22 protein-coding genes are annotated in these 20,477 nt (G+C 39.6%); 13 read left to right on the plus strand and 9 right to left on the minus strand.

Features of this window, described 5'->3' with window-relative positions; genetic code table 11:
- Positions 1–32: 32 nt before the first annotated feature.
- Both H5157_RS00995 and H5157_RS01000 read right to left on the minus strand, forming a co-directional pair.
- A complete protein-coding gene (locus tag H5157_RS00995) occupies positions 33–689 on the minus strand; it encodes a YoaK family protein (protein ID WP_182723946.1) in 657 nt (218 codons plus the stop codon).
- Between the two features lie 29 nt (positions 690–718).
- Complete coding sequence (locus H5157_RS01000; RefSeq protein WP_182723947.1) at positions 719–1,408, minus strand: ABC transporter substrate-binding protein; 690 nt, start codon at positions 1,406–1,408, stop codon at positions 719–721.
- Between the two features lie 122 nt (positions 1,409–1,530).
- On the opposite strand from H5157_RS01000, the gene H5157_RS01005 reads away from it, so the two are divergent.
- The 3 genes from H5157_RS01005 to H5157_RS01015 all read left to right on the plus strand — a co-directional run bounded on the left by H5157_RS01005 (position 1,531) and on the right by H5157_RS01015 (position 3,324).
- Positions 1,531–1,779, plus strand: coding sequence for a TIGR03643 family protein (locus tag H5157_RS01005; RefSeq protein ID WP_039485113.1), 249 nt, complete (start codon positions 1,531–1,533; stop codon positions 1,777–1,779).
- Between the two features lie 76 nt (positions 1,780–1,855).
- Positions 1,856–2,218 (plus strand): hypothetical protein, encoded by a 363-nt coding sequence (locus H5157_RS01010; RefSeq protein ID WP_182723948.1) that lies wholly within the window; start codon positions 1,856–1,858, stop codon positions 2,216–2,218.
- A 23-nt stretch (positions 2,219–2,241) separates the two neighbouring features.
- Positions 2,242–3,324 (plus strand): endonuclease/exonuclease/phosphatase family protein, encoded by a 1,083-nt coding sequence (locus tag H5157_RS01015; RefSeq protein ID WP_182723949.1) that lies wholly within the window; start codon positions 2,242–2,244, stop codon positions 3,322–3,324.
- A gap of 216 nt (positions 3,325–3,540) precedes the next feature.
- Here the strand turns inward: H5157_RS01015 and H5157_RS01020 are convergent, their stop codons facing one another.
- Complete coding sequence (locus H5157_RS01020; RefSeq protein WP_182723950.1) at positions 3,541–3,873, minus strand: hypothetical protein; 333 nt, start codon at positions 3,871–3,873, stop codon at positions 3,541–3,543.
- Between the two features lie 54 nt (positions 3,874–3,927).
- Here H5157_RS01020 and H5157_RS20800 point away from each other — a divergent pair, with 54 nt between their 5' ends.
- On the plus strand, positions 3,928–4,350 hold the full coding sequence (locus tag H5157_RS20800) for a hypothetical protein (protein ID WP_220496763.1): 423 nt from the start codon (positions 3,928–3,930) through the stop codon (positions 4,348–4,350).
- A 102-nt stretch (positions 4,351–4,452) separates the two neighbouring features.
- On the opposite strand, the gene H5157_RS01030 is transcribed toward H5157_RS20800, so the two are convergent.
- Positions 4,453–4,797 (minus strand): hypothetical protein, encoded by a 345-nt coding sequence (locus H5157_RS01030; RefSeq protein WP_182723951.1) that lies wholly within the window; start codon positions 4,795–4,797, stop codon positions 4,453–4,455.
- Positions 4,798–5,181: 384 nt separating this feature from the next.
- Between H5157_RS01030 and H5157_RS01035 the strand changes: the two genes are divergently transcribed.
- Positions 5,182–5,529 carry a hypothetical protein gene (locus tag H5157_RS01035; RefSeq protein ID WP_182723952.1) on the plus strand — a complete coding sequence of 116 codons (348 nt, stop codon included), beginning with the start codon at positions 5,182–5,184 and terminating at the stop codon, positions 5,527–5,529.
- A gap of 158 nt (positions 5,530–5,687) precedes the next feature.
- Here the strand turns inward: H5157_RS01035 and H5157_RS01040 are convergent, their stop codons facing one another.
- Both H5157_RS01040 and H5157_RS01045 read right to left on the minus strand, forming a co-directional pair.
- Positions 5,688–7,064, minus strand: a complete 1,377-nt coding sequence (locus tag H5157_RS01040; RefSeq protein WP_182672851.1) for an NAD-dependent succinate-semialdehyde dehydrogenase — start codon at positions 7,062–7,064, stop codon at positions 5,688–5,690.
- Between the two features lie 216 nt (positions 7,065–7,280).
- Positions 7,281–7,796, minus strand: coding sequence for an NUDIX hydrolase (locus H5157_RS01045; RefSeq protein WP_182716784.1), 516 nt, complete (start codon positions 7,794–7,796; stop codon positions 7,281–7,283).
- Between the two features lie 234 nt (positions 7,797–8,030).
- Here H5157_RS01045 and H5157_RS01050 point away from each other — a divergent pair, with 234 nt between their 5' ends.
- The 6 genes from H5157_RS01050 to H5157_RS01075 all read left to right on the plus strand — a co-directional run bounded on the left by H5157_RS01050 (position 8,031) and on the right by H5157_RS01075 (position 14,511).
- A complete protein-coding gene (locus H5157_RS01050; protein WP_039485084.1) occupies positions 8,031–9,371 on the plus strand; it encodes a sigma-54 dependent transcriptional regulator in 1,341 nt (446 codons plus the stop codon).
- Positions 9,372–9,385: 14 nt separating this feature from the next.
- Positions 9,386–9,595, plus strand: coding sequence for a histidine kinase (locus tag H5157_RS01055; protein WP_039485081.1), 210 nt, complete (start codon positions 9,386–9,388; stop codon positions 9,593–9,595).
- 38 nt (positions 9,596–9,633) lie between these two features.
- On the plus strand, positions 9,634–11,118 hold the full coding sequence (locus H5157_RS01060; protein ID WP_182716785.1) for an ATP-binding protein: 1,485 nt from the start codon (positions 9,634–9,636) through the stop codon (positions 11,116–11,118).
- A complete protein-coding gene (locus H5157_RS01065) occupies positions 11,119–11,580 on the plus strand; it encodes a response regulator (RefSeq protein ID WP_039485075.1) in 462 nt (153 codons plus the stop codon).
- A 10-nt stretch (positions 11,581–11,590) separates the two neighbouring features.
- Complete coding sequence (locus H5157_RS01070; protein ID WP_182723953.1) at positions 11,591–13,558, plus strand: hybrid sensor histidine kinase/response regulator; 1,968 nt, start codon at positions 11,591–11,593, stop codon at positions 13,556–13,558.
- Between the two features lie 332 nt (positions 13,559–13,890).
- Positions 13,891–14,511: a fumarylacetoacetate hydrolase family protein gene (locus tag H5157_RS01075; RefSeq protein WP_182711480.1), complete on the plus strand. Its 621-nt coding sequence runs from the start codon at positions 13,891–13,893 to the stop codon at positions 14,509–14,511.
- Here the strand turns inward: H5157_RS01075 and H5157_RS01080 are convergent.
- The 3 genes from H5157_RS01080 to H5157_RS01090 all read right to left on the minus strand — a co-directional run bounded on the left by H5157_RS01080 (position 14,462) and on the right by H5157_RS01090 (position 17,002).
- Positions 14,462–15,385: an ABC transporter substrate-binding protein gene (locus H5157_RS01080; protein ID WP_149602191.1), complete on the minus strand. Its 924-nt coding sequence runs from the start codon at positions 15,383–15,385 to the stop codon at positions 14,462–14,464. The genes H5157_RS01075 and H5157_RS01080 overlap by 50 nt on opposite strands.
- 117 nt (positions 15,386–15,502) lie before the next feature.
- Complete coding sequence (locus H5157_RS01085; protein ID WP_154903473.1) at positions 15,503–16,555, minus strand: aldo/keto reductase; 1,053 nt, start codon at positions 16,553–16,555, stop codon at positions 15,503–15,505.
- A gap of 18 nt (positions 16,556–16,573) precedes the next feature.
- Positions 16,574–17,002: a thioesterase family protein gene (locus H5157_RS01090; RefSeq protein WP_002958095.1), complete on the minus strand. Its 429-nt coding sequence runs from the start codon at positions 17,000–17,002 to the stop codon at positions 16,574–16,576.
- A gap of 730 nt (positions 17,003–17,732) precedes the next feature.
- Here H5157_RS01090 and dinB point away from each other — a divergent pair.
- Both dinB and H5157_RS01100 read left to right on the plus strand, forming a co-directional pair.
- Positions 17,733–18,785, plus strand: a complete 1,053-nt coding sequence (gene dinB, locus H5157_RS01095) for a DNA polymerase IV (protein WP_182723954.1) — start codon at positions 17,733–17,735, stop codon at positions 18,783–18,785.
- A 129-nt stretch (positions 18,786–18,914) separates the two neighbouring features.
- Positions 18,915–20,435 carry a leucyl aminopeptidase family protein gene (locus H5157_RS01100; RefSeq protein WP_182723955.1) on the plus strand — a complete coding sequence of 507 codons (1,521 nt, stop codon included), beginning with the start codon at positions 18,915–18,917 and terminating at the stop codon, positions 20,433–20,435.
- The last annotated feature ends 42 nt before the right edge of the window (positions 20,436–20,477 follow it).

Here is a 20,477-nt window from a genome sequence, read left to right on the forward strand (position 1 = left end):
TGCGGTTTTAATATGCATTTAAACTTGTTGCGTTAAAGTGTACGTAACCTATAAACCCGATACGTAATTGATAAAACAAAACAAGCCACAGCAGGAAATACCAAAGCCAGCACTAAGTAATGCTTAAATAAAACGTAGCCGGTTATACCGCCTAGTAAAAAGCCTGCAATAATGAGTAAAAACATAACGCCTTTACGGGTATCAAATTGCTCACCTTTAAGCGCTTTACCTAGCATTAAACCAAGGTCAGTAAAAATACCGGTTAAATGTGTCGTACGTATAACAGCACCACTGTAATTAGTTGCTAGCGCATTTTGTAACCCACACGCAGCAGAGGCAAGCGTAATTGCATAAACATAAGATTGATTAAGTAGGTAGGCACTTGCTAATAGTAAAGCGCCTTCAATAAATAAGAGCGTGTCGTAATGGCGGCCAAGTTTTAATGAACGCCCTGCAAGTAAAAAACCAGAAAGCGCCGAGCCCAACATAAAGCTAATGAGTATGCTAAACAACAGCAAAGCGGCTGAGGTATTGCTCATTAGCTTAATACCCAACAAAGTAACAGAGCCTGATAAGTGCGAAATGGCTTGATGCTCAAAACCTAATAAGCCTACAGCGTTAACTATGCCCGCTATAAATGCGAGCGTAAACGCGCCATATTCAACCCACTTTGGTAGTTTTGTAAACATTGGTTATCTCTTAACGTGTACAGTGTTAATTATTGAGTTTGTGCTTTAAAGCGCTTTATTTGCTCATCAACTAATTTTGTATCTATTACGCCACGCTTAAAAGCAATGTAAGTAGGAAACGTAAACTCATTGAACTGCCTAGCGTATACGTTTTGATATTCCTTTGAGTACCACAAACCTGCTTGATAGTTAGTTATTGCGTATTCAACGCGATTTTTTTCTAGCAGCTCAAAAGTGTCTTTAGTTGAAAGTGAGCGAAGCAGATTATTCTCATCAAGTTTATACTTTTTAGCAATAACCTCAGGCACAGCAACACCGCGTAGCATCGCTATTGGGGTATTTGATAAATCGTCAGTGAGTAGTTTATCTTTGTTTAAAGCAAATAAACCATACTTAGTAGTATGCAAGTGCACGCTTGTAAAATCTAAATACTCTGCTCGTTCTTTTGTATTGGCCAAAGAGAAATAGCAGTCGTAGTAGCCCAGCGCCATTTCTTTTTTAACGCGCGCCCATGGAAGATGAATTACGTCAATCTTAAGATTTAAATTACGCTCAATAAACGTTAAGTATTCAATATCTAAACCCGTGAACGTATCGCTTTTCTCATCAAATATAGTAAAAGGCGGGTAGTGAGTTGTTACGCAGCGCAGGGTTTTACTTGGCGCTGCAAGTAATAATGAAGGTAAAGTTAAAGCTAAAAACAGAAATATTGCGCGCATAAATAAAAATTCGATATCTTTTAAAATACATAAATTGAACGCCAATTATACAGTTACTGAGCTTAATTGCATTGATCTAAGTATTTTTACCTAGCGTATAGTTAAATTTTGTGAGATATACCATGTTTAACGCAGAGCAGCAGTCACGCATTATCGAAATGGCGTGGGAAGATAGAACCCCTTTTGAGGCAATAGAGCAGTTATACGGATTAAAATACTCCCAGCTGGTGGTATTTATGCGCGAACATATTTCAAAAGGCAGTTTTAAAGTGTGGCGTAAACGCCATGCTGGTCGTAAAACAAAACACTTAAAATTACGCGATCCCGCTATTATGCGAAGCCACTGTAAAACACAATATAAACAACGTTAAATAAGTGTAAGTTGTTTCATATGATGTTCAGCCGTGTTTGTTAGCCTTTAGCTATTAATTACGCTAGAGATTATTTATGAGAGCACTAACATACACAGCACTAATAGCATTGGCTTTATGTTCAATAAGCGCAGATGCGAAACCGCATAAAGATAAGCATGATCATAAACACGGCCATAATAAGCATCATTCACATAAACACAACGACAATGACTACCTTTCTAAAAAAGAGGCTAAGCAGCTAATTCGCGCAGGTTGGACGCCACCAGGGCTAAGTAAAAGCTACCACCGAGGCGACTATTTAGATCGTGATTTATATAAACGAGGTAGAGTGATTGAACGCTCTAGAGATAATGGTACAGTGAGTATTGAAATAGACCGTACAGTTATTCACATGGTGCACGACACCCGAGAAATACTTTCAATTTTAAGTCGCTAAACTAATTTTATAAGGATATTAAAATGCTCATTGCGCTGGCTATAATTATTGGCTTTTTTTTACTGGTTACCTTGTTGCCTATGTCGTACAGCCAGCATTACTTAGTGCGTAGCTGCGACTTTGTGCGCTTACAGGTATTTTATATTGCCAGTTTTGTAGCCGTTATATCGTTGTTTTTATTATGGCAAAGTAGCGCAATAGGCTACGTGTTTATAGCCTTAACCTCATTACTTATAATGATTTTACAAGGTAAATGGATTTACCCGTATACGTGGCTTGCTAAAAAAGAAGTGCAAAGCGCACCAAAGCATATAGACCACAGCGTACGAATTATGTCGGCAAATGTACTTATGTCGAACCATAAAAGTGAGCAGCTAATTAGCCTTGTAGATGAGCACCAACCCGACCTGCTCATTACGCTTGAAAGCGATAGCTGGTGGGAAAATAAATTATCAGTCATTAAAAAAAATTACCCGTATTACATAGAATGCCCTAAAGATAATCGTTATGGCATGCACTTATACAGCAAGTTTAAAATACTCGATGCACAAATATGTGAGCTAATAGAAGAAGATATTCCTTCAATTCATATTCTGTTTGAAAACGATGAAGGCCTGCAAATGCAAGGGCACTTTATTCACCCCGCACCACCAAGCCCGACCGAAGAAGACTCATCACGTCCGCGCGACTCAGAGCTAATAATGGTGGCTAAAGCACTTAAAAACCCAACACGACCTACCATAGTTGCCGGAGATTTAAACGACGTAGCATGGTCGCGTAGCACCCGTTTGTTTATGCAAATAAGTGGCTTTTTAGACCCTCGAAAAGGCCGTGGTTTTTATAACACCTTTCATGCAAGCTACTTTTTTATGCGTTGGCCGCTCGATCACTTATTTCACAGCGAAGGCTTTAAAGTAAAGCGTATTAAGCGCTTAGCTAAGTATGGCTCTGATCACTTTGCACTCCTTACTGAGCTTTCTTACGAAAACGCTAATCAGGAGTCACTAGAAGATAAACCCGATGAGCTTAAGCAAGAAGAAATTCAAGAGCTTGCTATGAATAAGGCAGATAAGCGAAAAGTGCCGAGGTTTGAGGAAAAGTTATAGCTATTAGGCAGTGTAGGTCGGATAAGCGAAGCGCCATCCGACACAGTAAAATACCTTGCCAGTTATAATCATTATTTATGTTGTCGAGTGGCAGGAGAGTGCCAATTGCAAACAGTGGTAACGCTAAGCTAAGCGGAAATTTGCAGTTGGCTATAATGCGCGAGGCACGAGTCGCAGCCAACTGTAAATTTTCCGTTTAAGCGCCTTGTTAAGTTTTTATTTAGCAACAGCCTTCGCTAGATCCGCTGCAACAGACTTAGCCCATTCGGCATTTGCATCAATACCACACGAGCCATTGTGATTATGTGTTAAAACTTGAATCTCCCAAATTTTAACACCACTTATTTCAATCTGTTTCAAGCCTCGCTGTTTACCATCTACACAGCCTGACCTTCGAGATCGAACTCTTGCCTCACCTACTGAAATAGCCGACTCTATTGCTGCTTGAATAGTTTCGCCTTTTCCTGTGACCCACTCACCTGCAAGTGCAGATGTAGATAAAAAAAGAGATGAGGTACAAATCGCAGTTATAATTAACTTCTTGTTCATCGTAGTTTCCTTTTGTTTTAGTTCCCTAATAACAACCATGTACATACGGGATATATGCACACGACTACAAAAAAACTTAACCCTTGGGTAATTAGCCGACTTTGGTGGCACAGAATTGGAGTAATGACGATGGGTAACGAAACTGAAAAACAGGAAAACGGCACAGGGTTGGGCGGTCTGATTGACCCTGTTGTTAAGCCTAGAATCTTGCACCTTACTTTAAAAAAGAAATGGTTTGACATGATAGCTGACGGTATAAAAGATGAAGAATATCGCGAAATTAAAGATTACTGGGTTAAGCGTTTAGAACATAAAGTTTATGACGTTATTCAGTTTAAAAACGGGTACAGCAAAGAAGCAAGAAAAATGACGGTTGAATTTAAAGGGTTGTCTGTTGGCCACGGCTTCCCCGAGTGGGGCGCACCACTCGGAAAGGCTGTTTTTAAACTAAAGCTTGGCGCAATTTTAGAGGCTTAACGCCCACATAAGGGGCAGTAACACGTGGGCTAAAATCAGAGCGAAGCGACAGTGCCCACGTGTTACTGTCCCAGCGAGCCTGCGAGCGACTTAATGTGATTGTTATGCGCCGTTTAGTGCACGATAAAAGAAGACTTCAAAGAGCACTAAGTGCAATAGCATTGCTGTAATAAGGTAAGGGACTAAACTCAACTTTTTTACCGCAAGTAATGCAAGTGTACCTTGAATGAAATTTAAGCTGGCAAGTATTACAGCGGTTACCATGATAATCACTCCTACTGTCCCAGCGGCATACGGGAAATCTAGCAAAATACTAGAGGCTCCATTTTTAAATATTAAAACGCCAGTATAAAAAAATAGCGCGGCAATACCGTAATTTCTGAGGTTATCGAATACAAATTTCAGGTTTACATCTTTGCTTTCTACTTTTATGAAATTATTTTCCATTATTGAAACTTCCTTTTAGGTGCATAACAATTTAATAGTGCGCTCATCGCGCATATTTCTGCCGACGTCACGCTCATTTTTCTGAATGATATAGTTTTAACAAATAGTTTAAGGTATTACTATTACTAAGTTTCTGAAACTTTAAAGAAAAGATAAATAGAACAATATGCGCTCAGCGCTCATTTTCATGAATATATGCGCAAAGAGCAGCCTTACCAATCAATTCACGACGATATTTGGCCAATCTCAATGACCGCTTATCGCTCATTGTTGCCTGTCAGGTTAAGTCTAGTGAAATAGATTGCATTGCATAGTTAAAGTTTTTATATTGTTCGGCAATATTTTATTTGGTGCTAATAAAGCACTGCGTGCAAAGGAAAGCATGTGAATTATAAAAAAATGTACTACCCAGTTAAGGCGCTTGCTGTTTTATCTTTAGTTGCTGTTGCTATTAAGTACTGGATGCCAACTGAAATTGGCTTTGCGTTTATACTGTTGCCTTATTTGCTTCTATATTTTTTAGCTAACGCTAAAAACTATAAAAATAAACGGCTCATTTTTATTAGAATTATAGCTGCATTACTTACTATTACTTTAGCGGCAGTACTTGTCTTTGGTATTGAACTTGACCCTCAAGCTGGGATTGGTATTATGTTTTTGCTGATAATGCAGCTAGCTGCAATTAGTGCCTCTGAATTTATTATATTATTCTTTTATATTGATAATGATTAAAAAGCAAACTGCTCATTTACAGTTATTACTGTTTAGTTGCTTTGTGGTTTGAACTTAGTAAAGACTAAGCTCTTCTGTAATCTAATTTTAAAGTTAAAAAAACCTAAAAGCGGTTACCCACTTTTAGGTTTTTTAATGTACTAGTATTTAAGGCTAAATTAGCTATTGATCATAATACATTTGATATTCACAAATTCGCGCATACCAAAGCCGCCGTGCTCTCGGCCGTAGCCACTTTCTTTAACACCACCAAACGGTAGGTTAGGTTGTGCTAAACCGTAGCCGTTAATATTGATCATACCGGTGTCGAAGTACTTTTTAGCTAGTTCAATGGCTTTTTTCTCATCTTTAGAGAAAATACCGCCGCCTAAACCGTAGCGAGAGTCGTTAGCGATGCGCATTGCATCGTCGTTGTCTTTGGCTTTAATAAGCGAAGCTACTGGGCCAAATAATTCGTCGTCATAGGCTGGCATACCAGGGGCTAAGTTATCTAGTAGAGTAGGTGGGTAGTAATAGCCTGTTTGCGAAGGTATTTCGCCGCCCGTTACTATGTTTGCACCTGCTTTAACTGATTCCATTACTTGGTCGTGAATGCCGTCGCGTAAATCTTCACGAGCCATTGGGCCTAAGTCTGTATCGTCAGCCATTGGGTCTCCCATTTTCATGGCTTCAAATTGCTCTTTAATTTGCGCTTTAAAGTCATCATATAGTGACTCTACAACAACAAAACGTTTAGCTGAAACACACGTTTCACCGTTATTGATCATGCGCCCGGTTACACAGGTTTTAACTGCAAGCTCTAGGTCTGCGTCATCAAGTACTAAGTAAGCGTCGTTACTACCAAGCTCTAACACTGTTTTCTTAACGTGTTTGCCTGCTTCTTCTGCTACTTTTTTACCTGTCGCATCACTACCGGTAAAGGTTACGCCGCTAATTGCTTTGTGCGAAATTAAAGAACTGGCTGTTTTGCCGTCGATAAGTAGATTGTTAAAACAATACTCTGGGAAACCAGCTTGTTTAAATAGCTCTTCTATTTTTTCAGCCATGCCAAATACATTACCAGCATGTTTTAATACGGTTGTGTTACCCGCCATGATGTTAGCTGCACTGTAGCGAATTACCTGATAAAGCGGAAAGTTCCACGGTTGAATACCTAATAGTACACCTGTTGGTTGGTAGCTGATGATTGCGCGGCCGCCGTCCATATCACGTTCTTCGTCAGCAAGTACTTGTGGGCCTTGTTCGGCTGTATAACGACAAATTCCTGCACATAGTTCAACTTCTTGAAAGCCTTGCTCGTAAACTTTACCCATTTCTTCGGTCATGAGTTTTGCAATAGCTTCTTTTTGATCTTCAAAGAGTGAGGCTAACTTATTAAGGTATTTTGCACGTTCAGTGAATGACGTTAATCGCCATTTTAAATATGTTTCGTGAGATTTTTCGATTACCTGTTCTGCTTCCTTTTGAGAAAGTAGTGTATAGGTTTCAATGGTTTGCTCAGTTGCGGGATTAATCGTTTTAACTGTGTTACTCATTTCTATCTCCTTACAAATTTAGTTATTTAAAAGGTGCAAGGCTAGAGCCAGTTTTTATAAAAAGTTGATTTTGTTTTTATCCATCTGATTTTATTAATTAAATTTATATTTTTGCTGAAGGAGGATTTTTTAAATATAAAAATTGAGGTGCTCGAGGCAGTAAAATATTCTGGGCGTTGCAAAATTTACAACACCCTCTGGGGCAAACACAGAGCTTTATATTAGCTCCTTTGCAATGCGCTTTAATAAGTAAGTTTCTCGTAAAATAGAAAGCCCTTGTTTTTCACTGTTAGCAATGGTGCGCTCGTTATGTGCAATTGCGTCGTTAATATCAACCCATTTAGCTGTCATGCCATTTTGCTGCTCGTAATGCTCTAACTGCGCTTTGCCAAACTCGTCGGCTATACTGCATACAAAGCAATACGATTTAATATGAATAATATCAAAATCGTCCTTATACCAAGGGCGATACTCTTCATAGAGTCCAAAAGCTTCAACTACACTTATTTGTTGTGCACCGGTTTCCTCGCTTAGTTCGCGAATTAAGCCTTGCTCAATACTTTCGCCGTCATCTACTCCACCGCCGGGTAGGCTGTAGTCTTCATAACGGTTTGTATACATTAAAAGTATTTTATTATTTTTAATTACAATGGCGCGAGCTGTTAAGCGTGTAAATTGAGTACCTTGGTCAATATTAATACCTGAATGTATTAAGGTTTTTAATTGCTGCATTTCGTCTCCTTTTTTAGGTTTTTAATAATAATAGTTGCTACCATTCTATAAATAGAAACGATTTTAATTATTAATCATAATTTGTGATCGATTTTTTTCAGCATACGTAAATATTAGGTTGGTAACATTAATAGCATTTAATCGCTTAAGTTTATTTTAAAAATTAGATTCTGGGCGCACCTTTAAATTAATATCAAGGATGCGTAGAATAAGAAAAAAGCATAGGGATTTATCATGTTAGACATACTTTTAGTAGATGACGACGTTGAATTTAGTGACGTTGTTTGCCACATAGTCGAATTCCTCGGCCACAATATAAGCACAGCTACCAGTTTAAAAGAAGCACATCAATGGTTTGAAAATAATGCCTTTGATCATGTGCTGCTTGATTTTATGCTGCCTGATGGTAGCGGTTTGCACTTACTTGATCACTTAAAAACGATTGGGCAATCTCCAAAAATTACACTTATTTCGGGCCATCCTTCAGTTAAAGGTATTTTAGCTGATATGTGTGAGCCAAATGTAGGGCATTTATTAAAACCATTACAACGTGAAGATTTAGAACTCGTTTTAAATGGCCCTAAAAAAGCAGTTAAAAAAGCAAAGTCGAGCGGTATTGTACGCCACTTTGGCGGTTTAATTGGTGAATCTGAGCCAATGCAAAAGCTTTATAACATGATTGAACGCGTAGCTAAAACAAATGCTAACGTGATGCTTATGGGTGAAAGTGGTGCAGGTAAAGAAGTAGTGGCTCAAGCTATTCATAACGCAAGCCAGTGCGAAGGGCCATTAGTTGCTAGCAACTGTGGCGCACTTTCAAAAGAGTTAATTGGTAGTGAGTTATTTGGCCACGAAAAAGGCGCATTTACAGGCGCAATTGCACGTAAAGAAGGTGTATTTGAGCAATCAAATAACGGTACTTTGTTTTTAGATGAAGTAACTGAAATGCCAATTGATATGCAGCCAAATTTACTGCGAGTGCTTGAAACTAAAAAGGTAACACGCGTAGGTGGTAACAGAGAAATACCAACCAATTGCCGTGTTATTTCAGCTACTAACCGCTCGCTTACCGATTTGGCACAAAATAATGTTATTCGTGAAGATATTTACTTTAGGTTGGCTGTTTTTCCTATTGATATACCGCCACTTCGCGATAGAAAAGAAGATGTACCTTTATTAGCGAAAGCCTTTTTAGATCAACTTAATGACGAAAACGGCACTGCCTTTAGTTGGACTGCCGCACAGCTCAAAGAGCTGCAAAGCTATGAATGGCCGGGTAATGTGCGAGAGCTCCGCCATGCTATACACCGTGCATTTATTATGAGCGACCCACAAACCAGCGACATTATTTTACCTGATAACTTAGAGTCACCCTTTTCGCGCGTTAATAATCAAGCTGCCGAAAAGCCTGTATCAGCAGGGCAAACAATTGAAGAAGTTGAAAAAGAACTTATTCATGCAACGCTTGATAAGGTGCAAGGTAATAAAACGCTTGCTGCACAAATGCTTGGTATTAGTACTAAAACACTTTATAACCGCCTTAATGCATATGGCGGTATTGGCGAATATAAATAGATTTGAGGAAGGGCATGACATCCGATAACCAAACAGAGCAACTCAATAAATTAGTACACGATGCAAGAGGGCCGCTAAATCGTATTTCGATGAATGCTGAGCTGATTAAATTGGTACTTGAAAACGATATGCCAAAAGAAAAAGCGTTAGATGCACTTGATAAAATTATCAATAATTGCCAACAGTGCAGCGAAAGTTTGCAAAAAATATCAGACTCTCAATAAATATTAAGTGTTGTATAAACTTTAATTCGGGAAGCTAAATGAGCAAGAAAAAACAGCAAGGTAAAGCGAATATCACTTGGGCAACATTTATGGTGGTTGTGCTAGGTATTATTGTGGGCAACGCATTTTTAGCATTGAATACGATTCAAGGCTTAACACAAACCCAAAAAAGTTTAGACAACACTAGCATGCTAACCACTGCAATTGAGAAGCTGCATCTATCCATAGTGCAGGCTGAGTCTGGGCAGCGTGGTTATTTATTGACAGAAGAGACTGACTATTTAACGCCGTACTACGATGCTGTAGGCCAAATTGAAGCGCAAACAGATCATGTCAAGTCGCTTCACTCTGAGATTGACGGTCAAGCTGAGCGTATAGCCCAGTTGTTAGTTCTTGTAGATAGTAAAATTAAAGAATTAAAACAAACTGTAAACCTTGCGCTAGATGACAAAGAAAGACGTGCGTTGTATGTATTAAATACGCATAAAGGAAGAAAGCTTTATAAGCAAATTAGAGAGTATGTTAATGAAATTCAAGACCGTGAATTACTCTTTAAAGTAAGCCATTTTTCTAAATTAGCACAGATTAAAAATGAAGCTAAAATTACATTCGCTATAACAGCAATAACGAGTGCGTTACTGATTATTGGTATGTTTATTATGACGCGCCTTAATTTGAGAAATGCAGCACAATATCGTTTTGAGCTTGAAAAACAAAACGAAACATTAGCAATGAAGGTTTCTGAGCGGACACAAGAGCTAACATTATATTCAGATGAATTGAGCCGTAGTAACCGAGAGCTTGAAGAGTTTGCTTTTGTAGCAAGCCATGATTTACAAGAACCTCTTAGAAAAATCCAAGCCTTTAGCGACCGTCTTGAAACCATGTTTAAAGATGAATTGGGTGAAAAGGGGATGGATTACATTGGGCGCATGAAAAATGCAGCGCAGCGTATGTCTAACTTGATTAACGACTTATTAGAGTTTTCGCGAATTACAACGCGTGGTAAAGATTTTGATGACACGAATTTAAATGAAGTTGTAGCTGATATATTAAGTGATTTAGAGATTGCGATAAAAGAGTCTGAAGCACAAATTGATGTAGATGATTTACCAGTTATTCAGGCCGATAAAAGCCAAATGCAGCAGCTGTTTTTAAACTTGTTGTCGAACGCTGTTAAATTTAGGCGTCCCGACGTAAACCCACACATAAAAATTAGTTATCAAGATGAAGATATTTTCAGCTCTGATCATAATACTCATTTAAGTTTTCAAGTTATTACCATAGAAGATAACGGTATTGGTTTTTCACAAGACTATGCCGATAAAATATTTGTACCGTTTCAGCGCTTGCATGGACGCTCACAATATAAAGGCACGGGTATTGGCCTTTCTGTATGTAGGCGTATTGTGGAGCGCCACGGCGGAACAATTACAGCCCAAAGTAAAGACGGTGAAGGTGCAACCTTTATTATAAAACTACCTGTGGAAGCTGAGCTTTTCACATTGCAAGGAGAGGCTTAAATGCCCTATTCAAAAGTAAAACCGATTACTATTTTAATGGCAGACGACGATGAAGATGATCGTTTGTTAACACAAGATGCCCTTGCTGAAAGTCGTGTACTTAACGAGCTTCATTTTGTTGAAGATGGCGTTGAGTTGCTTGAGTATTTAGAGCGTAAAGGTAAGTTTGAAGACAAAGCAGTTTCGCCGCGTCCTGGACTTATATTACTTGATTTAAATATGCCTAGAATGGATGGCCGTGAAGCGCTTGAAGCTATAAAAGGAAACCCTAACTTAAAGGGCATTCCGGTTGTTATATTAACTACGTCTAAACAAGAAGAAGACATGGTTAAAGGGTATAACTTAGGTGCTGCATCTTACATTACAAAACCAGTAACGTTTGATGGTTTGGTTGATTTAATGAAAACGCTAGGAAAATACTGGGTAGAATTTGTAGAGCTACCGACAACATTTAACGATTAATGGAGATTGTATGTTAGATAAAGTGACTCAGTTGCTGCTTGTAGAAGACGATGAAGATGATTACATACTCACCTGCGACTATCTGGACCAATTGGATTCACACACGTTTAACATTCAATGGATAAGCTCTCCAGAGCAGGCAATTGCAACGCTTAGTAAAAATGAGCACGACATTTGCCTGCTTGATTACCGCTTGGGTGCATCGAATGGTTTAGATGTATTAAAAGAAGCAATTGCCAATGGCTTTAGCGGTCCCATTATTATGCTTACCGGGCAGTCAAACGACGAGTTAGACTCGGCGGCGCTTGATGCCGGTGCAGTAGATTACTTAATTAAAACAGAAATGAGTTCGAGCCGCTTTGCGCGTGCTATTCGTTATGCTTTGGCACGTAAAGATGTTGAAGGCGAGAGAGTAGAACGCTTAAAAGCTGAAGCCGAAAACCGTTCAAAAGATCGATTTTTAGCTCATTTGAGCCATGAGTTACGTACTCCTCTATCGTCTATTTTAGGCTACACCGAACTGTTAATGCAGAGCGATTTTAGTCAGCAAGCTGAAAATGAATTGGGTGTTATTTATCGAAACGGTAAACACTTATTGAGCTTGTTAAACGACGTGCTCGACTTATCTAAAATAGCAGCCGATAAACTGGAACTGACCCTAAGCGAAGTTAACCTTGATAGCATGCTTGCCGATGTATACACGCTAATGCGCGTATCGGTTCTTGATAAGGGCCTTACGCTGCGCTTTGAATCACATCAGCCATTACCTTTGGTTGCACGACTGGATGCAACAAGAGTTCGTCAAATTTTAATAAATCTAATAAACAATGCGGTTAAATTTACCGATAAAGGCGAAATTGTTGTTAATGCGTGGATGCAATGGGTTGATGATCGCGAAATGCTATTTTTTAGCATTAAAGATTCAGGTATGGGCATTGCCCCTGAAAAACAAGAACTCATATTTAAGCCATTTGAACAAATAGCCGATGTAGAATCACGCTCTGTAGGTGGCGCAGGCTTAGGTTTGGCAATATGTGCTGAATTGTTAGCGCGTATGCACGGTGATATTAGTTTGCACTCTGAAATAGGCAAAGGTTCTACATTTACGATTTCGGTATATCCAGGTGATATTAGCGAAGTAGAACGACAAGTACTTAATTTTAGTAGTGCCCCACAATTACAAAGTAAATCGGCTCCATGCAAAGTGCATGGGCGAGTATTAGTGGTTGATGATTTACGTGATTTACGCATGCTAGTTGGTCATATGATCAGTACCTGTGGTGCGCGCGTAGATTATGCCGAACATGGCCAGCAAGCACTTGAAAAAGTACGCATAGCAGATGCGTATAAAGCGCCTTACGATATTATTTTTATTGATATTCATATGCCTGTAATGGGCGGCAAGGAAGCTACCATAGAGCTTAGAAAAATGGGCTACAAAGGCCCAATAATTGCGCTCACTGCAGCTACTATGAAAGGCATACATGAGGAGCTTGCTGCACTTGGTTTTAACGATGTAATACCAAAGCCTGTTGATAGCGCGGCTTTATATCAATGTTTGCAAGATTACTTGGTAGCGCCAGAGCATGCACCGCAAGCTAAAGATATAAATCGTAGTAATGGCTTAACCGAGAAAAAGCAGCGCTTTTTACTTGTGGAAGACGATCATGATGCAGCGCAAATTACGCAACTACTTTTAGAAAGTTTAGGCGTTGAAACCGTCATTGCGTCTAGCTGCGCACAATGTTTGCAAATACTTAATCACGACCAGCAATTTAATAAGGTATTGTTAGATATGCATTTACCTGATGGTCGTGGCGTTGACTTAGGCCAGCAAATTAATGAACGATACCCTGAATTACGTTTAGTGATTGTAAGTGGCGCAGAGCCAGATCCAAGAGAAATAAAAGATTTAAATATTGACCGAGTTTTACTTAAACCTATTAATTTGAGCTTACTTGAAACGCTTATTAGCTAGGGCCTGTTTATCTTTCGAGGTTAAATTTGCAGCAGTTTGTTTGGTATTTAGGCAAGGCAGAGTCTATGTAGTGTGGTTATTCCCCATAAATAGGCGATAACGTAGCACAAATGCCAAATATGCGCTGCCCGAAGGGTTCTGCCCAGGGGCTATTTACTCTTTGTTGCTCGGTTTTTACTTATTCGTACAGGGATGTAAGTCAGTAGAATAACGCAGGAGCAGTTATCGAGCCCACTAGGTTACAAATCTCGCGCCGCGATTAAATAGCCCCTAGATTGAACAAATTTTAATCCTGAAAGGTCAACAGGTCCAATAACTGAGACATTATTTATATGCATTCAATAAAGTTAGTATCTGAAGAATTAACACCATCAAAAGTAGTGTGTGTTGGTCGTAATTATACCGCACACATTGCAGAGCTAAATAACGAAACGCCAGATCAAATGGTTTTATTTAATAAGCCAAATAGCGCAATTACTAATACGTTATTTGCAGCTCACAACGGCGATACGCTGCATTATGAAACCGAGCTATGTTTTGTAGTTAAAGATAAAAAATTTGCAGGTGTTGGACTCGGCCTTGATTTAACTAAGCGTACTGCGCAAAGTAAATTAAAAAATAAAGGGCTTCCATGGGAGCGCGCTAAAGCGTTCGACGGCTCTGTAATTTTAACTGATTTTGTAGCGCTAACTGATGCAATGAAGCACTTTACCTTTGAACTTAAAATTAATAATGAAGTGATTCAGCGAGGTGATACTCATTTTATGCTGCACAACCCTGACTCAATTTTACAAGAAATTAGTGAATTTATGAGCTTAGAAGACGGTGATGTAATAATGACAGGTACACCGTCGGGCGTAGGTGAGGTAACAGCTAAAAGTATTTTTGCAGTGGCGCTTTATGCTAATGATCAGTGTTTGCTTGAGCATCAGTGGCAAGTAAGTAAAAATTAATGACTTGCTGTTGGTAGTGTTTATCAAAGTCAGTAAAGGTGGTTTTAAGCCAATTATGCTGACTTTGTTGATACTCAGGCGATTGAAGTACATTATTTTTTAATGCGCGGTTAATTTTTTTAAGGGCTTGCTCTGCAAAATTATTAGGTGCTTTAGCCGCACAGCCTATTGCTCCTCTTATAAATTGAATGTCATTTTCTGCAATTGGCACACTTTCTATATTCGTATACTCCCCTTGTTTATTAAAGTAATCAGCCATAAACGGGTAATCAATTGAGTAGTCTAAAAAGCCGTGACTCAAGCGTGCTATAACAGCCTGACTTTCATTTTCGCTACTCCAACTTAACGAAGACTCTTTATCTCGTTTTGTATTTTCAATAATTGTATTAATTTTAGTTGTAAATTTACGTGCAGCCGCTTGCCCGTATACATATTGCGGGTCGGTTAATAAATTAATAAGGTGAATAGGCGAGCCGTGCTTTTCTTCTAATTGCGGCTTTAGCTCTTTAGTCGTGATAATTGAAAATGGGGGATATACCGTTGTTGGATTTGAGTAGTTAAGTTGTTGGTTATTATTTTTTTTATAAATAACACACGGAAAACATACATTTTTCCCTTCATTTAAATATTTATTTATACGCTGCTGAGGAACAATTAAGCGAGTATGTTTTACATCAGTTATGGTTCTGATGAGTTGCTCGGTTAGGTTGTCGCAAATACCGCCTTGTGGTGCGCTTTCACTTTTAGCTATATGAAAAGGGGGCGTGTAACTTTGCAGCCAAATAATCTCTTCTAGAGGTTGTACTTTTTGCTCAACGGCGTGCGCGTTGAATACAATTAATAAGCAAAATGCATAGTATCCGTTTTTCAGCATTGATAAGTGTTCGTTGAATTAAGAAAACTTAATAAAAGTATAGTGTTGGTTGTAGTAGGGTCAAATATTTTAGTTAAAAAGCAACCTCATTCAAGGCTGCTTTTAACTCATACATGCTTAATAAGGCATCGGATGGTTTCTAAATATGGTGTTAATCTCACTAAGAATTTCGTCGTTTAGCGTTATGCTAAATGCGTCTATATCTTCCTTTAATTGAGCTATAGATGTTGCCCCAATAATTGAAGAAGTTACGCCATCTACTTGGTTACACCATGCTAAGGCTAGTTGTGCTGGAGTAATATTGTTTGCATGAGCCAGCTCAACATACTGCTTAGTTGCTTGCTCTGCATTGGGTGTATCTCTAAAAATACCGTTACGCTGCATGAAGGTCCAACGAGAACCTTCTGGGCGAGCACCGTTTAGGTATTTTCCCGTTAATAAACCGGCTGCTAAAGGCGACCACGGTAAGTAGGCAATATCTTCGTGTACACATTGTTCTATTAAATACGGCCAGTCTTTAGCGTGCGCTAAGCTAAACTCATTTTGAATAGATACCATACGCGGTAAGTTATGCTCTTTGGCCAAACTTAAAAACTGGCTTATACCCCATGGCGTATCGTCAGATAAACCGCAGTGCTTAATTTTACCTGCTTTAACACATTCATTAAGGCCTTCTAGAATATCAAGCATACTAGCTTGCTGCTCTTGTGTATTTACGTCGGTAAATTTAAGAGTGCCGGGCCATTGTCTGCCAAAGTGAGGGGTAGAGCGGTTTGGCCAATGTAGTTGATATAAATCAATGTAGTCTGTTTGAAGTCGCTTAAGTGAATCATCCACGGCTTCTATTACTGTTTGGCGAGTAATATTGCCGCCATCACGTACCCACGATAATCCATTGCCTGCAATTTTTGTAGCTAGTACCACATCGCTGCGCTTTTGCTGATTACGCGATAGCCAATTGCCAATAATTTCCTCGGTTTTACCATAGGTCTCTGGCGAAGGAGGTACAGCATACATTTCGGCTGTATCAATAAAGTTTACGCCTTGCTCTAGCGCGTAGGCTATTTGTTCATCAGCGTCGCTTTGAGTATTTTGTTTACCCCAAGTCATACTCCCTAGGCACACTCGAGATACGTTTACGCCACTGCTACCTAGTGGGTTGTATTGCATAAAAATTCCTTAACTAAATTAGTTTTGAGCATGGCTGATTAAAGCCGATAAAAGAGGCTCGGAGATTGGGGCTTTTTGCCCTGTAGTAAAATCAAACATTACAACTTTAGATGCACCCGTAGTCGTTATTGCTTTTTGTGCATGGCTGTAAACTGTGTAGTTCATGGTAAAGCGATCTGTTTTAAGATCTGTAATTGTAACGCCTACAGTGAGTGTGTCGGGAAAAGTTACTGGGCGTTTATAGCGAACGTTATTTTCGCTTATTACTGGGCCCACACCGTTTGGGCTTATTGTGTCGAACAAATTTATTTTATTTAAAAAGTCGATTCGGGCTATTTCAAAGTAACGTAAATACACTACATTATTTACGTGTTGTAGCGCATCCATATCAGCCCATGCTACGGTGATATCGGTATGAATAGGGTGCTGATCTTTAAACGTTTGCATTATTTATTGGCCCTTGATTTTTAAAGTACTTAGATTATCAACATGGTGTTACGAGCTCAAGGTAATTAATGGCATGTTTTTTTATAAGATGATTGTACCTGTTTAATTTTAGGTCTACAGTTAAATTACACAGACACACAAAAACACACACAAAGGTAATAATATGCAGAATATAATTAATTGGTCCTTAGCTTGTTTGGTTTTTATAGCCTCTTTTACCTGTTACGCGATGGGGAATGAATCTGGCGCTATCATTTTAATGTTGGCAGGATTTTTATTTGAGGTTATGTATTGGCTACGTGGTTATAAGAGATCGGAGGACAATAAACACTTTTTTTAATCGTTAACTAGTAGGGCCTGTTGACCTTTCAGGATTAAAATTTGTTCAATCTAGGGGCTATTTAATCGCGGCGCGAGGTTTGTGACCTAGTGGGCTAAGTAAAAACCGAGCAAAGCTTCCGCGTCCTGCTCACGCCCCTTACCTACATCCATGTAGGCAACAAAGAGTAAATTGCCCCTAGGCAGAACCCTTCGGGCAGCGTATGTTTGGCATTTGTGCTACGTTATCGCCTATTTATGGGGAATAACCACACTACATAGGCTCTGCCTTGCCTAAATACCAAACATACTGCTGCAAATTTAACCTCGAAAGATAAACAGGCCCTAGGCTTGCTTATCACATTTGATTCTATAATAATGACTGTATAAATAACCAGTTTTTGTTGTGGTGATGAAGAAGTTTATTCACATAGACATGGATTGCTTTTATGCAGCAGTAGAAATGCGAGATAATCCAAAACTTGCATGTGTACCGCTTGCTATTGGAGGCAATAGCCGACGAGGCGTGCTCTCAACCGCTAACTATATAGCTAGAGAGTATGGCGTGCGATCGGCTATGTCGAACTATCATGCTAAACAATTATGCCCCGATTTAGTTATTGTCCCAGGGCGCATGGCTGTATACAAAGAAGCTTCAAACCAAATACGTGAAGTATTTAGCCGCTATACAAACTTAATTGAACCCCTTTCTTTAGACGAAGCCTACCTAGATGTAACAGACAGCACCGCTTGTAAAGGCAGTGCCACACTTATTGCACAGCAAATAAGAGCCGATATTTACAATACTACAGGGCTCACTGCATCAGCTGGTATTGCACCGATTAAATTTATTGCCAAAATAGCCAGTGACGAAAATAAACCGAATGGTCAATTTGTCGTTTTGCCTGATGAGGTCGATGACTTTTTAGCGCAATTACCGCTTGGGAAAATTCCAGGAGTGGGCAAAGTAACGCTCGAAAAGCTAAATTTAAAAGGCTTATATACCGGCAAGGATGTACGTGAAAAAGGCGTTAACTGGATGCAGCAACATGTGGGTAATTTTGGTGTGTCGCTTTATCAAAAATGTGCAGGTGAGTATGTTGGTAAAGTATCCACAGATCGTATAAGAAAATCGCTGAGTGTTGAACATACCTACGAGTACAACAAAACAAGTTTGCAAGAGTGCTTAGATGAGCTGCCAAGGTTGTTAGACGAATTAGTTTTAAGGCTTAATAAACAGCAGTTACGAAACCGTATTAATAAATTGAGTGTTAAGGTGAAGTTTGCAAATTTTGTAGTGACCTCTGCCGATCAGGTATACCACGAGCTCAACACAGAAATATTTATCCAACTGTTTACTAAGGCCTACCAGCGTGGGCTACAACAGCCTGTAAGATTACTTGGCATAGGCGTTGGCATTAAAAACGAGCCAGAGCAAAACTTCCAACTTAGTATTCTCGATTAAGCTGTAAAGCCTGTAACTCCAAGTTGCCATTTATTGATAGGTTATGTGATTAGCTCATCGCTCCTTGCTGGTCTTCAATATTTAAATCGACGATAATAGGGGCTTATGTTTTCTAACAGGACCTTATTTATGGCATACCCTCAAGCGGTTAGTGCAAGCCTTGAATGCACATCTCATGATGCGCTTATTATTATTAGTAATGACTTTTCTCAGTTACCAAATAACTCATTACGTGATGCTATTTTAGCTCAAGCAAACGTAGATTCTCGCATCGGTAAGCAAGTTACTTTATTAGTAATTGAAAACAAGCGCGTTGTACTTGCGCCAACCGGTCCGTTAAATAGAGATTACGACGACGTGCGTCGTTATTTTGATGCTGCTAAATTAGCAATTAACGAAGCAAAAGCGTCGGGCAGTATTAACCCTGCATTATTTTTACCAAATTTAAATGGCGATAGCCGTTATCAGCATGCTTTAGAGGTTGCTTATTTAGGCGCTTGCCAAGCCTTATGGCAGCCATTAGAAGCGCGTGAATATCACGGTGAAAGCATTGAACCAATTACACAGATTGGTTTAGTTGGCGCAAGCGAGCAAACTATTAAAGCTGTTAATGCAATTGCAGCTGGCCAATATGCAGCGCGTGACCTGTGTGGTACTGAACCTGAGCGTATGGCTCCCCCACGTTTTGCTGATTACTGCGTTGAATTGTTTAAAGGCTCAAACATTGCAGTTGACGTAATTGATGATATTGCAGCTATTGATAAAAACTACCCAATGCTAAGTACAGTTGCTCGCGCATCGTATGCAGTTGAGCGCCATCACCCACGTGTTGTCAAGCTTGAATATGTACCAGAGGGCGAAATTACTCGCACACTTATGTTTGTAGGTAAGGGCCTTGTATACGATACAGGCGGTGCAGATTTAAAAGTAGGCGGCCATATGGCAGGCATGAGCCGTGATAAAGGCGGCGCAGCTTCTGTTGCGGGCTTTATGAAAGCCGTTGCTGATTATCAGCCTAAAGGCGTTAAAGTGGTCTCGTACTTAGCTGTTGTTCGTAACTCTATTGGCTCAGATTGTTTTGTGCCAGATGAAATTATTACTAGCCGTGAAGGTGTTCGTGTCCGTATTGGTAATACCGATGCAGAAGGGCGTTTAGCAATGGGCGACCTGCTTAGCGAAATGAAAGATTTAGCTAAAGGTGAGGTTAATCCAACGCTGTTTACTGTTGCTACATTAACGGGTCATGCAGCTCGCGCAATGGGTCCTTACGGTGCGTATGTTGAAAATGGTCCAGCTCGTAGTGCTGGTGTTTCACGTCAAATAGCTGACCTTGGAGATTTGTGGGCCGATGGCGCTGAAGTATCGCGTTCACGCCGTGAAGACTACGACTTTATTAAACCACGTACGCTAGCTGACGATGTTTTATCTAGCAATAACGCAGCATCTGCCGTTACTGCTCGTGGACATCAGTTCCCTATGGCGTTTATGGCTATTGTTGGTGGGCTTGATAAGCACGGTAACGACTCTGCACAGCCTCTACCTTATGTTCATATGGATATAGCAGGTAGCGGTGTTGAAGGCGGTGATTGGCAGCATGGTAAGCCAACAGCTGCATCAGTAACGAGCTTGTTTGCACGTTATTGTTTGTAAGCTAAAAACTTACATGTAATAAAAAAGCCCTGTTAATTCAGG

Origin of the sequence: Pseudoalteromonas sp. SG43-3, assembly GCF_014164385.1 — a bacterium.
Classification (GTDB): domain Bacteria; phylum Pseudomonadota; class Gammaproteobacteria; order Enterobacterales; family Alteromonadaceae; genus Pseudoalteromonas; species Pseudoalteromonas distincta.

Bases quoted from the DNA above. Each gene is read 5' to 3' on its own strand.
- H5157_RS00995 (WP_182723946.1), bottom strand. From the start codon at position 689: ATGTTTACAAAACTACCAAAGTGGGTTGAATATGGCGCGTTTACGCTC.
- H5157_RS01000 (WP_182723947.1), bottom strand. From the start codon at position 1,408: ATGCGCGCAATATTTCTGTTTTTAGCTTTAACTTTACCTTCATTATTA.
- H5157_RS01005 (WP_039485113.1), top strand. From the start codon at position 1,531: ATGTTTAACGCAGAGCAGCAGTCACGCATTATCGAAATGGCGTGGGAA.
- H5157_RS01010 (WP_182723948.1), top strand. From the start codon at position 1,856: ATGAGAGCACTAACATACACAGCACTAATAGCATTGGCTTTATGTTCA.
- H5157_RS01015 (WP_182723949.1), top strand. From the start codon at position 2,242: ATGCTCATTGCGCTGGCTATAATTATTGGCTTTTTTTTACTGGTTACC.
- H5157_RS01020 (WP_182723950.1), bottom strand. From the start codon at position 3,873: ATGAACAAGAAGTTAATTATAACTGCGATTTGTACCTCATCTCTTTTT.
- H5157_RS20800 (WP_220496763.1), top strand. From the start codon at position 3,928: ATGCACACGACTACAAAAAAACTTAACCCTTGGGTAATTAGCCGACTT.
- H5157_RS01030 (WP_182723951.1), bottom strand. From the start codon at position 4,797: ATGGAAAATAATTTCATAAAAGTAGAAAGCAAAGATGTAAACCTGAAA.
- H5157_RS01040 (WP_182672851.1), bottom strand. From the start codon at position 7,064: ATGAGTAACACAGTTAAAACGATTAATCCCGCAACTGAGCAAACCATT.
- H5157_RS01045 (WP_182716784.1), bottom strand. From the start codon at position 7,796: ATGCAGCAATTAAAAACCTTAATACATTCAGGTATTAATATTGACCAA.
- H5157_RS01050 (WP_039485084.1), top strand. From the start codon at position 8,031: ATGTTAGACATACTTTTAGTAGATGACGACGTTGAATTTAGTGACGTT.
- H5157_RS01055 (WP_039485081.1), top strand. From the start codon at position 9,386: ATGACATCCGATAACCAAACAGAGCAACTCAATAAATTAGTACACGAT.
- H5157_RS01060 (WP_182716785.1), top strand. From the start codon at position 9,634: ATGAGCAAGAAAAAACAGCAAGGTAAAGCGAATATCACTTGGGCAACA.
- H5157_RS01065 (WP_039485075.1), top strand. From the start codon at position 11,119: ATGCCCTATTCAAAAGTAAAACCGATTACTATTTTAATGGCAGACGAC.
- H5157_RS01070 (WP_182723953.1), top strand. From the start codon at position 11,591: ATGTTAGATAAAGTGACTCAGTTGCTGCTTGTAGAAGACGATGAAGAT.
- H5157_RS01075 (WP_182711480.1), top strand. From the start codon at position 13,891: ATGCATTCAATAAAGTTAGTATCTGAAGAATTAACACCATCAAAAGTA.
- H5157_RS01080 (WP_149602191.1), bottom strand. From the start codon at position 15,385: ATGCTGAAAAACGGATACTATGCATTTTGCTTATTAATTGTATTCAAC.
- H5157_RS01085 (WP_154903473.1), bottom strand. From the start codon at position 16,555: ATGCAATACAACCCACTAGGTAGCAGTGGCGTAAACGTATCTCGAGTG.
- H5157_RS01090 (WP_002958095.1), bottom strand. From the start codon at position 17,002: ATGCAAACGTTTAAAGATCAGCACCCTATTCATACCGATATCACCGTA.
- dinB (WP_182723954.1), top strand. From the start codon at position 17,733: ATGAAGAAGTTTATTCACATAGACATGGATTGCTTTTATGCAGCAGTA.
- H5157_RS01100 (WP_182723955.1), top strand. From the start codon at position 18,915: ATGGCATACCCTCAAGCGGTTAGTGCAAGCCTTGAATGCACATCTCAT.